At 37.3% G+C, this 13498-nt stretch carries 8 protein-coding genes; 2 read left to right on the forward strand and 6 right to left on the reverse strand.

What is annotated here, in order from left to right; genetic code table 11:
* Positions 1-50: 50 nt before the first annotated feature.
* A complete protein-coding gene (locus LNP19_RS08090) occupies positions 51-1601 on the forward strand; it encodes an SDR family NAD(P)-dependent oxidoreductase (protein ID WP_230064222.1) in 1551 nt (516 codons plus the stop codon).
* Between the two features lie 200 nt (positions 1602-1801).
* Positions 1802-4018, forward strand: coding sequence for a catalase/peroxidase HPI (gene katG / locus LNP19_RS08095; RefSeq protein ID WP_230061431.1), 2217 nt, complete (start codon positions 1802-1804; stop codon positions 4016-4018).
* A 146-nt stretch (positions 4019-4164) separates the two neighbouring features.
* On the opposite strand, the gene LNP19_RS08100 is transcribed toward katG, so the two are convergent.
* The 6 genes from LNP19_RS08100 to LNP19_RS08125 all read right to left on the reverse strand — a co-directional run bounded on the left by LNP19_RS08100 (position 4165) and on the right by LNP19_RS08125 (position 13495).
* Entirely contained in the window at positions 4165-4626 is a 462-nt protein-coding gene (locus LNP19_RS08100; RefSeq protein WP_230061432.1) for an SRPBCC family protein, read from the reverse strand.
* 314 nt (positions 4627-4940) lie between these two features.
* A complete protein-coding gene (locus LNP19_RS08105) occupies positions 4941-6803 on the reverse strand; it encodes an ABC-F family ATP-binding cassette domain-containing protein (protein WP_230061433.1) in 1863 nt (620 codons plus the stop codon).
* A 286-nt stretch (positions 6804-7089) separates the two neighbouring features.
* Positions 7090-9132, reverse strand: coding sequence for a protein-disulfide reductase DsbD family protein (locus LNP19_RS08110; protein ID WP_230061434.1), 2043 nt, complete (start codon positions 9130-9132; stop codon positions 7090-7092).
* A gap of 335 nt (positions 9133-9467) precedes the next feature.
* Positions 9468-10841 carry a TlpA family protein disulfide reductase gene (locus tag LNP19_RS08115; RefSeq protein ID WP_230061435.1) on the reverse strand — a complete coding sequence of 458 codons (1374 nt, stop codon included), beginning with the start codon at positions 10839-10841 and terminating at the stop codon, positions 9468-9470.
* Positions 10842-10916: 75 nt separating this feature from the next.
* Positions 10917-12116 (reverse strand): thioredoxin family protein, encoded by a 1200-nt coding sequence (locus LNP19_RS08120; RefSeq protein ID WP_230061436.1) that lies wholly within the window; start codon positions 12114-12116, stop codon positions 10917-10919.
* Positions 12116-13495, reverse strand: a complete 1380-nt coding sequence (locus LNP19_RS08125) for a RagB/SusD family nutrient uptake outer membrane protein (RefSeq protein WP_230061437.1) — start codon at positions 13493-13495, stop codon at positions 12116-12118. The genes LNP19_RS08120 and LNP19_RS08125 overlap by 1 nt, the downstream gene beginning before the upstream one ends.
* Positions 13496-13498: the final 3 nt, after the last annotated feature.

Below are 13498 nucleotides of genomic sequence, written 5' to 3' on the forward strand. Positions count from 1 at the left end.
GCCTATATTTGTGGTCTTGGTATTTTGCCAAGATTGATATTAGTTTTATGATGTTGAAGGAAGAAATAGATACGGCCACTGCAATTACTTCGGAGGAAATTGGCAGATGTATCACTATATTGGAACAATTGGTTGCAAATACGGATCAGATATTTGATATTCATAAAGACCAAAGAACAGCTCTGATTAAAGCAGCGGGACAATTTGCGCGCCCAGATCGTGATGAGCTTTCTCGTAGAAAAAAGGACGGAAAAGCTGTTGCCAAACGTAAAAAGGAAAAACAGGATCGAACCGCCAGAAAAGAAACGGGCATTCGTCATGCCCGTGAAGCGAGCGTGTTTGTGGCGCCAAAATTATTGGCTTTTACGGAGCTCAATAATAAAGAACAATTGGAACTGGAAACCCCCAGAAATTGCTATGTCTGTAAAACTCCATTTACCAAAATGCACCATTTTTACGACAGCATGTGTACGGATTGTGGCGATTTTAACTATGCCAAGCGTTTCCAGACAGCCGATGTTAAAGGACAAATAGCGGTTATTACGGGTTCTCGTCTAAAAATTGGGTATCACATTACACTAATGCTTTTGCGCGGAGGAGCAACCGTTATTGCAACAACGCGTTTTCCGGTAGATTCGGCTTTGCGTTTTGGGCAAGAACCTGATTTTATGGATTGGGGGCATCGCCTGAAAATTCATGGATTGGATTTAAGACACATTCCTAGTGTGGAAATCTTTTGCAATTTCATAGAGCAAAAATACGGGCGACTGGATATTCTAATCAATAATGCGGCACAAACAGTGCGAAGACCTGCCGGATTCTATACCCATTTAATGGAGAACGAAGAGCGTCCAATAAGTTCTTTGCCTCAGCAAGCGCAGGAATTATTATTAGATCATACTAATTGTCTGGATGAATTAAAAGTGTTGACCTCGGGAGCTTCTTCTAATCAAAATATGCCGGTAACTTGGCACGGACCCGAACCGGGAATTGGTTTACGGGCTTCCGCCAAATTATCACAGATTCCCTATTCTTTTGATAACGCCTTGGTGGCGAACGAAGTTTTCCCCGAAGGAGAACTTGATGCCGATTTACAGCAAGTAGATTTAAGAAAAACGAACAGCTGGAGATTGAAATTAGGACAAATAGAAACCACCGAAATGATCGAAGTACAATTGGTGAATTCGGTTGCTCCTTTTGTATTGTGTAATCGACTTTCCGAAGTGATGAAGAAAGACCATACAGATCAAAAACATATCATTAACGTTTCGGCTATGGAAGGGAAGTTTTATCGCGATTTTAAGGAAGATCGCCACCCTCATACCAATATGGCAAAAGCAGCATTGAATATGCTTACACACACAGCAGCAAGAACCTTAGCTAAAGACGGCATTTTTATGAACGCTGTAGATACCGGCTGGGTAACTGACGAGGATCCTGCAGAATTAGCCAAAAAGAAACAAGAGCTGGAAGATTTTCAACCACCACTGGATATTGTAGATGGTGCAGCTCGAGTGATGGATCCGTTATTTGATGGGATTAATACCGGAAAGCATTGGTGTGGCAAATTTTTAAAAGATTATAATCCAATTCCTTGGTAAAAAAAGCTAACCTATTAAGGGTGAATAGAAAAAAGTTATAGATGCAAACCACAACAGAAATAGATTTTGTTGTGGTTTTTTGTTATTCGCTAGTTTTTTTATTTAAAACAATATAGTTTTTATCTATTGTAAAAATAATTTAGATAGAAAAATTTATGGTAAATTAGCCTTGAAAGTTTTAAAAATAAAAATTAGAAAATATGGAAAATAACAAAAATGGCAACGCTGAGGGTAAATGCCCATTTTCGGGAGGCACTACAAAACAAAGTGCAGGTTCAGGAACAAGAAACAATGATTGGTGGCCTAATCAGTTAAAATTGAACATTCTAAGGCAACATGCAGCACCGTCCAATCCGATGGGAAAAGACTTTAATTATGCAGAAGAATTTAAAAGCCTTGATCTGGCTGCCGTTAAAAAAGACATCTTTGAGCTTATGACCACGTCTCAGGATTGGTGGCCGGCTGACTACGGACATTATGGACCATTTTTTATCCGAATGGCGTGGCACAGCGCTGGAACCTATCGTATAGCAGATGGTCGAGGAGGAGGAGGTTCCGGTTCCCAACGATTTGCACCATTGAACAGTTGGCCTGACAATGTAAACCTAGACAAGGCACGTTTGCTTTTATGGCCAATCAAAAAGAAGTATGGCAAGAAAATTTCATGGGCTGACTTGATGATCCTTACCGGTAACTGTGCACTTGAATCGATGGGTTTAAAGACTTTTGGTTTTGGAGGCGGTCGTGAAGATATTTGGGAACCCGAAGAAGATATTTATTGGGGCTCTGAAGGGAAATGGCTCGATGACAAACGCTATACGGGAGACCGTGAACTAGAAAATCCACTTGCAGCGGTTCAGATGGGGTTGATTTATGTGAATCCCGAAGGACCTAACGGGAATCCTGATCCATTGGCATCAGCACGTGATATTAGAGAAACCTTTGCTCGTATGGCTATGAATGATGAAGAAACAGTGGCACTTATTGCGGGCGGACATACCTTTGGGAAAACTCATGGTGCCGCTGATCCAAATAAATACGTTGGTGCGGAACCTGCGGGAGCACCTATTGAGAATCAAGGACTGGGTTGGAAAAATAGCTTTGGCAGCGGAAATGGAGAAAACACTATTTCGAGCGGACTTGAAGGAGCTTGGACTACAACGCCAACGAAATGGAGCAATAATTATTTTGAAAACTTATTTGGTTTCGAATGGGAACTTACAAAAAGTCCGGCCGGTGCACACCAATGGCAACCTAAGAATGGGGCAGGAGCAGGAACTGTACCTGATGCCCACAATCCAGCCAAGCGACATGCTCCATTTATGCTTACAAGTGACATCGCCTTGAGAATGGATCCTATATACGAGCCAATTTCCAGACACTTTTTTGAAAATCCAGATAAGCTGGCAGATGTATTTGCCCGTGCTTGGTTTAAACTGACGCATCGTGATATGGGGCCAATTGCTCGTTATTTGGGTCCTGAAGTACCTAAAGAAGAATTAATCTGGCAAGATCCTGTTCCAGCTGTTGCGCATAAATTGATTGATGATGCTGACATTGCTGCATTAAAGACTAAAATAGTAGACTCGGGATTATCGGTTTCTGAAGTAGTGTCGACCGCTTGGGCTTCGGCATCTACTTTCCGTGGCTCCGATAAACGTGGTGGCGCAAACGGTGCACGCATTCGATTAGCACCACAAAAGGATTGGGAGGTCAACAATCCGACTCAATTGTCTAAAGTAGTAGCGGTATTGGAGGGAATTAAATCTGAGTTCAATAGCACTACATCTGGAGGAAAGCAAGTTTCTCTTGCGGACTTAATCGTACTTGCTGGTTGTGCGGCTATTGAAAAAGCAGCGAAAAACGCAGGACATCAATTAACAGTTCCTTTTACTCCCGGAAGAACTGACGCTTCACAAGAGCAAACAGATGTAGAATCATTTGCCGTTTTAGAGCCGGAAGCGGATGGATTCCGAAACTATATGAAAGCTAAATACACGGTTTCAGCAGAGGAAATGCTCGTTGATAAGGCGCAACTGCTAACATTAACAGTACCTGAAATGACAGTGCTTCTAGGAGGACTTCGTGTTCTTAAGACTAATTTCGATCATTCAAATAAGGGTGTATTTACAAATCGTCCTGAGATCCTTACTAACGATTTCTTTTTGAATTTGCTCGATATGGATACAACATGGAAAGCAACTTCTGATTCTCAAGAGGTATTTGAAGGGCGTGACCGTAAGACTGGCGAATTGAAATGGACGGCAAGTCGTGTCGATCTTATCTTTGGATCCAACTCTGAACTTCGTGCTATTGCTGAGGTTTATGGCTGTGCCGATTCTCAAGAGAAATTCCTGAAAGACTTTGCAGCAGCTTGGAATAAGGTGATGAATTTGGATCGTTTCGATCTAGCCTAATTTATTGTTAGCTGGCAAAAAGAATAGAACAGAAATAATTTTAAAAAACCACAATAGTATTTGATGCTGTTGTGGTTTTTGCTTTTTAATTGTTTCTCATTGAAAGAGTCAAATTAGAGAGGGTTGTTTAACGGACTTATGAAAAATTATAGATTTTTTGCAAGTTTGTCAAACATGCTATTCCAGCCTTTCATCATATCGGCTGTCATCGCGGTATCATAATAATTGTCCATTGTTAATTTCATAGCAGTTGTGGCTCCTTCGGTCGAAAATTCAAATTCCACGAGAGATTCAATTATTTTATCTCCTTCCATTCCAAAGTAGGATGGAGGAACCGCGTTGCCCTCGGCGTCAGTAAAAGTGTCTAAATAGGAGAAATAAGTGGGTTCGTTAATTTTTTGGTACTTTCCCCGTCCCCAGAATTCTTTGCCATTGGCATCTTTAAAACAAAATCGGAATAAACCGCCTGCTTTCAGTTCTACGGATATATAGGAAGCATCCATTGTATCCGGTGACCACCAATTTTTCAACAATGCTGCATCGGTAAATTCTTTCCAGATTTTTTCAATCGGAGCATCGAATTTTCGTTCAATAATTAGCTTTTCCATTTAGAATATATTTTAAGTGCAGTTATTCATTACAAGGAGCTGTGAAGATTTGGAGTGCAAATTTTTGGATAAACTAAGGTATGGAAAATAAATTATTTTTTTTAATGTATTGATTGTTAATTAAAAACGGATGCGGTAGTACTTTGTAATATTTGGCTCGAACCATCGGTGCTAGCTTGCTTTTTTCATAAGCAACATATTGTTTTGTGATTTTTTTCTCATTATTACAAAACTCATAAATTGAGAAACCCCAATACTTTCAAACGTTACCGCTAAAAGTGTTGGGGTTTCTATAAATATAAAAATGAGGATTTTTATCCTTCTATCTTCGCGCTCAGCTCAAACCAGCGTTCTTCTTTCTGATCTATTTTATTGATGATATTTTGTAATTCGTTCGCTTTTTTCTCGATATCGGCATCGGCAACTTTTCCGTCTGAGAATAATTGCTCGATTTTAGTTTTATCAATCTCTAAATCCTTGATTTCTCTCTCCAGTTTTTGATATTCTTTTTGCTCGTTGAAAGTTAAATTTCCGGTTGGGTTGTTTTGTTTCCAGTCTTTCTTTTCGGCTTTGTTTTCCTCTTTTTGAGCCACATCGGCACTGTCTTCATAAGCTCTGAAATCAGAATAGTTTCCTGGGAAATCTTCTACAACTCCTTGTCCTCTAAAGATAAATAAGTGATCGACAATTTTATCCATGAAATAACGGTCGTGCGACACCACCAGCAAACAGCCCGGATAGTCTAAAAGGAAACTTTCCAATACGTTCAAAGTCACGATATCCAAATCGTTGGTTGGCTCATCGAGAATCAGGAAGTTCGGATTCTGGATCAAAACCGTACACAAGTACAAACGCTTCAATTCACCACCGCTCAATCGGTCCACAAAATCGTATTGTTTTTTGGCGTCAAAAAGAAAACGCTCCAACAATTGCGAAGCCGAAATGATTTTTCCTTTCATCAACGGAATGTATTCTCCATATTCTTTGATGACATCAATCACACGTTGTCCCGGTTTCGGGTTGATTCCGCTTTGGGTGTAATAACCCACTTTTATCGTTTCACCCATAATCACTTTTCCGGAATCCAACGGTAAAGTTCCCGTTAGTAAATTCAGGAAAGTCGATTTTCCGGTTCCGTTTTTTCCGATGATCCCAATGCGTTCCCCGCGTTGGAAATCAAAACTGAAATTATCCATGATCACATGATCCTTGAATTTCTTGGAGATTTTGTGAAGCTCGATAATCTTGCTTCCCATGCGCTCCATGTTGATTTCAAGTTCCACTTTATTCTCGCGACGGCGACTTTGCGCTTTTTCCTTAATCACGTAAAAATCGTCCTGACGCGATTTCGATTTGGTGGTTCTCGCTTTCGGTTGGCGGCGCATCCATTCCAATTCTTTCACGAATAAATTTTGCGCTTTATCCACACTCGCATTTTCAGAAGCGATGCGTTCCTCTTTTTTCTCTAAATAATAAGAATAATTTCCTTTGTAGGAATATAATTTTCCGTTGTCCAGTTCCAGGATTTCGTTACAAACGCGCTCCAAAAAGAAACGGTCGTGCGTCACCATAAACAACGTAATATTTTCTTTGGCAAAATAACTTTCCAGCCATTCGATCATTTCCAGATCCAAGTGATTCGTAGGTTCGTCCAAGATCAATAAATCCGGGCGGTTGATCAAAATGATGGCCAGCGACAAACGTTTTTTCTGTCCACCCGAAAGGTTTTTTACTTTCAGTTTGAAATCTTCCAATTTCAGTTTGAACAAAATTTGTTTGTATTGGGTCTCAAAATCCCAGGCATTGTGTTGGTCCATTCCGTCAAACGCTTTTTGGTAAGCTTCTTCGTCTTCTGGATTTTCCAACGCTTTTTCGTAAGCTTCAATGACTTTCAAAATCTCGTTATCCGAGGCGAAAATACTTTCCTCAATGGTAAGTTCGTCCTGCAAATTGTTGTTTTGCGACAAAAAAGCCATGCGGATTCCTTTTCTCAAAACCACCTGCCCAGAATCGGGTTCCTCCAAGCCATTGATAATACTCATAATGGTGGTTTTTCCCGAACCGTTCTTGGCTATAAAGGCAATTTTTTGGTCTTTGTTGATTCCAAAAGAAATGTTTTCAAAAAGTGTTCTTTCTCCAAAAGATTTGGATATGTTTTCGACTGACAGGTAATTCATTTTTGTAACTAATTGTATTTATTGTGATTGTGGCTTTTTTATAGATTGGTTTCTAACAATAAAACGCTGATTATTAGTTGTCCAAAAAAAACTGCGGTGCAAAGGTAGTTTATTATTCTTAGGTTGAAATTATTTAGAAAAAAGAACTTTCTCCAGTCTGGAAACTTTAAGCAAAATTCAGTAATGATGCCTTGTTTTTTTCTCAACAATGCTTTTGTTAAAGTAATTCTCGGAATATTTTACTTTTCATAAAAAAAGCCCGATCTGTCGATCAAGCTTTTTCGTTTTACTTAAAATTAGCAATCCCTTTTTTTAACCAAGTGTGGTATTCCTCGACATCCGGAGTATAACCCACAGGATCAATTAGGTTTTCTCCTTCGTGATTGGTCAACACATAAAAAGGCTGCGCATTTGCTTTGTATTTTATCGTTTGAAATTCACTCCATTTTTGCCCAACGTACTTTAATTTTTTCCCCGGCCTTAGCTTGGATTCTATTTCTTCGCCAGCGGGAAGTGGTCTTTTATCATCAACATACAAGGAAATAAGAACGACCTCATTGTTGAGGATGGATAAAATTTGTTCTTTTGGCCAAACTTGCTGTTCCATTTTACGGCAGTTTACGCAGGCATAACCGGTAAAATCAAGCATAACGGGCTTGTTTACTTTTTTGGCGTAAGCCATTCCCAAATCATAATCCGTAAAAGCCAAAATATTATGTGGTGCCATTAAGTGTGCTCCTTCGGGAATTGCTGTAGTTGCAGTTGTTGCACCGCTACCTTGCGAAGATCCCACTCCATAAGGAGATTCGCTATAATGTTGCGCCGGCGGAAAAGCACTGATCAAATTTAAAGGTGCGCCCCATAAACCCGGAATCATATAAATGGTAAAGGTCAACGAAAGTAAACCTAAACTTAGCCTTCCCACAGAAATATGGGTTAGAGGAGAATCGTGTGGCAATTGTATTTTTCCAAAAAGATAAAAAGCCAAAACGCCAAAAATAGCAATCCAAATCGCCAAGAATACTTCGCGCTCTAACAAATGCAATTGTAAAACCAAATCGGCATTGGACAAAAATTTAAAGGCCAAAGCCAATTCTAAGAATCCCAATACCACTTTTACGGTATTTAACCAGCCGCCTGATTTTGGCAATGAATTCAACCAACCCGGAAAGGCTGCAAATAAGGTAAATGGAATGGCTAGAGCCAAAGAAAAACCGAGCATTCCAACGATAGGTCCTACCTGATTTCCGCCTGCCGCTGCTTGTACTAATAAGGTTCCAACAATTGGACCCGTACATGAAAAGGAAACAATAGCCAAGGCCAAAGCCATGAAGAAAATTCCGATAAGTCCGCCTTTATCGGCTTTGGTGTCTACTTTATTAGCCCAAGAATTAGGAAGCATAATCTCAAAAGCGCCCAAAAAGGAAACGGCAAAAACCACCAAAAGCACAAAGAAAATGATGTTAAACCACACATTGGTAGAAAGTGCATTCAAAGCATCGGCTCCAAAAACGGCACTGACCAAAGAACCCAAGAGCACATAAATAATTACGATTGACAATCCGTAAATGATGGCATTTTTGATTCCTACAGCTCTGTTTTTACTTTGTTTGGTAAAGAAACTTACCGTCATCGGAATCATTGGAAACACGCAAGGTGTCAATAAAGCGGCAAAACCGGAAAAGAAAGCGATAACAAATATGGCTAGCAAACTTCTGTCCGAAGATTTATCGCTTTTGTCGGCAGCGTTCTTTTCAATTGTATTGGCTTTAACTTCTGTTTTTGCTACCGAATCAATCGCGGTTTTCTCTTCTGCTACCAAGCCATTTGCATTTTCTGCTTTTTCAATTTCTTTTGTCTGAACAGCTCCAGCCATTGTGGTTTCTGGAATTTGAAAATTCAAATCGACATAGGATGGTGGCAAACAATTCGCATCATCGCAAACCATAAACTCCACTTCTCCCGAAATTTTGAAAGCTTTTTTTGAAAGCACATTGATGCGCTGTTTAAAAACGGCTTTGCCTTCAAAAAACTTAATTTTCATTTCAAAAATAGGATCATTAACGGTATGACCTTTTTCTTCTGATGGTTTTCCAATTAGCTCATAATTGGCATTTTTGCTAAAAGTAAAAGCCGTGGAAACAGGACCGTTCTCGGGAACACTTTGGGAATACAAATGCCAACCATCATCAATGGTGGCTTGGATAACTAAATCATATTTAGTGTCAGAAACGGCAACTACCGATGTAGACCATTTTACCGGATTGTGTATTTGGGCAAATACATTAGCACTTAAAATAAAGGCTAAGAGTAGTATTATTTTCTTCATTGGATTGTGATTTTAGAAAACATTAAATTAAATAGGGTCATTGTAGCAATGACCCTATAAATCCTTTCGTTGTTTGTGTACTAATTCAAAATACTTAATTATGAAACTAAGTTGCAACGAAAGATGTTTTTACTATTACTTTTTGGGTTTTGGAATGTTTTTTATGAATTAATCCATTCTGAATATCAAAAGAATATTTAATTATTATTTTTTGTATAAGGATTTTCCACAGGAATAGCTGTCATATCAATAAAGACTTGTAATTCGTCTTTATTGATATGAACAATTATTGAGAAATTAAAATGATTTAGATAAATTTAGTTGTGTCTAACGGATTAGATTTTTAACGAATCAAACAATGTTATCAGTTCTTTTTCTGAAGGTCTTGGAGCATTAGGAGTAACTATATTTCCATTAGGGTCTAATAAAATAAAATGAGGAATACCTTGAATTAAATAATCTTGGACAAATTGTGAGGCCCAATCTTTATCAGCAAGTAATTGAATGCCTCCTAACGCTTGATCAACAATCATTTTTTTCCATTTGGCATGATCTGTTTGTTTGTCAATTGAAATGCTTACAAATTCAATATTTTTTCCATGATACGCTTTTTCAACTTCTTTTAAAAAGGGTATTTCTTTTCGGCATGGACCGCACCAAGTTGCCCATACATCAATATAAATATATTTTCCTTTTAAATCGTCAAGTGATGTTTTGCCACCAGCATTGTTTTCGTAATCAACAAATTTAGGAGAAGGTTTACCTTTAGTCGTTGTTTTTAAGATGTTATAGCTTTCGGTAATTTTGCTTTTTTCATTCTGATTTGTAGATGCATTGTTGAAGATGGCATAAAATGCTTCTAAATCAGTAGTGTAATTGATACCTTGTCTGGCCTCATCATATAGCAAACTATTTTTTATAGTCTCATCAGAAATCTGGGAAATTGTTTTTAAATAAGCGATATCTTCTTTTGAATCTTTTAATTTTAGATCCGTAGCGGCCTTGTTTTTATAATAGGACTTTACAATTCTTTTATAGCTAGCCGAAAATAAATAGTCTTTACCATTGTTATAATCAAATTTAGATAAGTCCGGTAAGAATCCATTTGAAACCACGAAATCAGGATTTTTGGAGGCATAAGCATATGATTTTTCATAACCAAGGAGTTTACTTATGTATTCATAATTTATATTTCTTTTTTCCTGTTCTTTATAATTGGTAGATAGGTTTGGAGTACTATCAACTAATTGTATTAGAGCCTTTTTTATTTGTGTTGCTTTCGCTTTAAAAGCGGCTTCGTCTAAGGCGCTATACGCATTTCGATCGCCTATTAGCTCTTGTTCCGTTTTGGCTTTTTTTAGTAAGTAGTTATTTGTTATGGCTCCTTTTCCGGAAAAACTTAGGCTTTCTCTAAGGTTTTTACTGTCAAAATTAATTGAAAGTGGAGTTCCCGCTTCAAAATAAGCCCTCATGAAAACCTTTCCATGGGAGATTAAGTGATAGCCGCTGTCAATTCTTAAAGTATCTGAATAGCTGCCGTCTGCAGAAACTTTTATGGTGTCCTTAGTGTCATAGTTGCTGCTGGATATTATGATATAGTCGGCAATTTTGTTCTCAATTTTTCCGGAAAGTACAATATAATTAACTGGTTTTTCTTTTTTCCAAGATATGATACTCAGAGCGAGTAGGATGTAAAATATTTTTTTCATTTTTATAAATGCTAAGATTTGTTATTATTAACCGCCCTTTATTTAAAGAGCGGTAGCTTAATTTTGAATGAATTCTTAATTGGCCTTTTTGATTTCTTGTAGGTTTTGTAAGGCTCTGTTTTTTACCTTGCTGCTAATGGTGTCTGCCATTTTTACCGCAATTTCAGCAGCAGCGATTGCCTCTTTCTTGTTTCCTGCTTTGCTTTGTATTTGTGCGTAAGTACCCACTGTACCATAATTATTTGGATCCATTTTGTAGGCTTTTGTGATTAACAATTGCGCTTGATTTAGAATGTCTTTATTCTCTCTTTCAGGAGGATATAAGGTAGATCTTGCCAGAAAAGCAATGGTTTCTGGATCGTTTTGCAAGAAATTATCAACATAATAATTTGAAGTTTTTATAAATTTACGGGCATTGTTCCCATTTAAATAATAACCACATTCAATAATTGCTAAATCTCGAGGGTTGTTTGTTAACTTTTTTAAAGAGTCCAATTGCTTAAAGAACAAAGCTTCATTCTGTTCTTTTGAAGATTTGTAAAGGTTTCTCTGTAAAGGTTTTTGATATACTTTTTTAACGGCATCAAGACCTGCTAGATTGATAAAATGGGCTTTGTTCGAATTTAGAACCTTAAATAATTCAGAGTCATCTTCATTAACAAAGTTTTCAATCAGTTTCCAACCCGCTGCAGTTTTTAACCAAGTATTGTCTACTCTTGAAAGTAATTTTTTTAGAACTACATCTGTTTTGGGATCACGTAAATGGTTTAGCGCGATAGTATAGTCAAGCATTTCATTATTTGTGATTTGTCCGTCTTCATATTTTTTTTCCAGTAGACCTAAGGCCTTTTTAGGATCAAGTGCATTTTTTGCTTCATTAATGAATTCGGTCGCACTCATTTTAGAGCTTGATTTATGTACTAATTCTCCTTTGCTGTTGATATAGAGATAGGTAGGGTATGATTTTACTCCATATTTTTTACCTATTTCTGGTCCTTCGCCTTTTTCCATGTCTAGTTTTACATTGATAAAGGATTTGTTGTAAAAAGTAAACACGTCTTTTTCGACAAATACAAATTTATCCATCCATTTGCATGGAGCGCACCAAGAGGTGTAGCAATCAATGAAAATTAATTTGTTTTCTTTCTCTGCCAGTTTTAAAATTTCTTTAAAAGAAGCCGAAACAAAGTTAATTGTTTCTTGCTTTTTATTTGTTTCTTGTGCATTTGTAAATAAGAAGAAATGGAACAAGATTATATAAAGTATCTTTTTCATTAGTAGTTTTGATTTTGAATTATTAAACCGTTTGATAATCGGATGGTTTGTATTGGTATTGGCAAGATTAGTTTAGAGTCAGAAGAAATCGCTTTAAAGTCATTGATGTTAATGTCTCCTATTTTGTGATGTCTCACTAAATCATACCATTCTTCTCCGCTTTCTGCACCAAGTTCAAATATTTTTTCAGCACGGATGGCTTCTAAAAGATTGGCTTTATTGGTTGTTGCTATCAGCGTGTTATTGCTTCTTTGACGTAGTACGTTTAGCGCGTTTAATGAAGAATTGATGTCGTCGTTTCCTCTTAATACTGCTTCAGCATAAATTAAATATACTTCATCAAGACGAAGAAAATATTCTGTATCAGCAGTAAGCGGAACGCCATTGAATGTAGAGTTGTTAAACTTGTTATTTCTTGGACTTCCTGTTGTTGTATAGGTAATTGCAACATTCTTTCTAGCATCATTTTGCATGTGCGAAATGTAATAATCCGAAATTCCAAAAGTAGAACGATACATAAATGCTTTATTGTTACGATCATTTAGGTTGTCAAAAGGAGTTTGAAAAAGAACTTCTTTGGTACTAATAATCTTTTTCGTAAAAATTTCGGCATAAGTGGTTTCAAGAGTTCTTTTGTTAGAACTAATCACTTCTAGAGCCAATTGAGCCGCTTGTGGATATTCTTTTTTGTATAATAACACTTTACTTTTTAAGGCTTTCGCAAATAAATTAGAGACGAAAAAAGTATTTGAGAATTCCGGGGCATTTTCAATGGCATAGTCTAGATCTTCCAAAATTAGATTGTATGTTTCTGCCACTGATGCTCTAGGTTGCACTGAAGCGTCACTTATGGGTTCCTTTTTTAGAACAATACCATATGGGGAATCGATGTCATAGAATTCTCCCCAAAGGCGCAATAAATAAAAATTAGAAAATGCTCTTAAGGTTTTAGCCTCAGCAATAATTCCTTTTTTTCTAGGGTCTTCGGTTGTTAGTTTTTCTGTTTTAGTAATAACATGATTGGCGTTATTGATTAGAAAGTACATTTTGGTATAAATACTTTTTAAATAAAAATTATCTGAAGATACATCATTATTAAAAAAGGCAAGTTCGCTACTTCCTCCAGATGCGCCAGGTTTCATGGTAAGCCCCATCATCGATGTTATTGCAGGAGTATAAACAGGGAAGTCTAAACTGCTTTTAAGAACGCCGTAAGTGCCGTATAAAGCCGTTTGTGCTTGATTGATGTTAGTTATTACTTTTTCTTCGGATACTTGGTATACAGGATTTACATCTGTTACATCCGTTAGCTCGCATGAAGTGTTTAGTAAGGAAAAAGGAAGTAATAAAGTATATAGTATAATTTTAGATCGTTTCATAAT

This window comes from Flavobacterium acetivorans (genome assembly GCF_020911885.1).
Classification (GTDB): domain Bacteria; phylum Bacteroidota; class Bacteroidia; order Flavobacteriales; family Flavobacteriaceae; genus Flavobacterium; species Flavobacterium acetivorans.

Bases quoted from the DNA above. Each gene is read 5' to 3' on its own strand.
- LNP19_RS08090 (WP_230064222.1), top strand. From the start codon at position 51: ATGTTGAAGGAAGAAATAGATACGGCCACTGCAATTACTTCGGAGGAA.
- katG (WP_230061431.1), top strand. From the start codon at position 1,802: ATGGAAAATAACAAAAATGGCAACGCTGAGGGTAAATGCCCATTTTCG.
- LNP19_RS08100 (WP_230061432.1), bottom strand. From the start codon at position 4,626: ATGGAAAAGCTAATTATTGAACGAAAATTCGATGCTCCGATTGAAAAA.
- LNP19_RS08105 (WP_230061433.1), bottom strand. From the start codon at position 6,803: ATGAATTACCTGTCAGTCGAAAACATATCCAAATCTTTTGGAGAAAGA.
- LNP19_RS08110 (WP_230061434.1), bottom strand. From the start codon at position 9,132: ATGAAGAAAATAATACTACTCTTAGCCTTTATTTTAAGTGCTAATGTA.
- LNP19_RS08115 (WP_230061435.1), bottom strand. From the start codon at position 10,841: ATGAAAAAAATATTTTACATCCTACTCGCTCTGAGTATCATATCTTGG.
- LNP19_RS08120 (WP_230061436.1), bottom strand. From the start codon at position 12,116: ATGAAAAAGATACTTTATATAATCTTGTTCCATTTCTTCTTATTTACA.
- LNP19_RS08125 (WP_230061437.1), bottom strand. From the start codon at position 13,495: ATGAAACGATCTAAAATTATACTATATACTTTATTACTTCCTTTTTCC.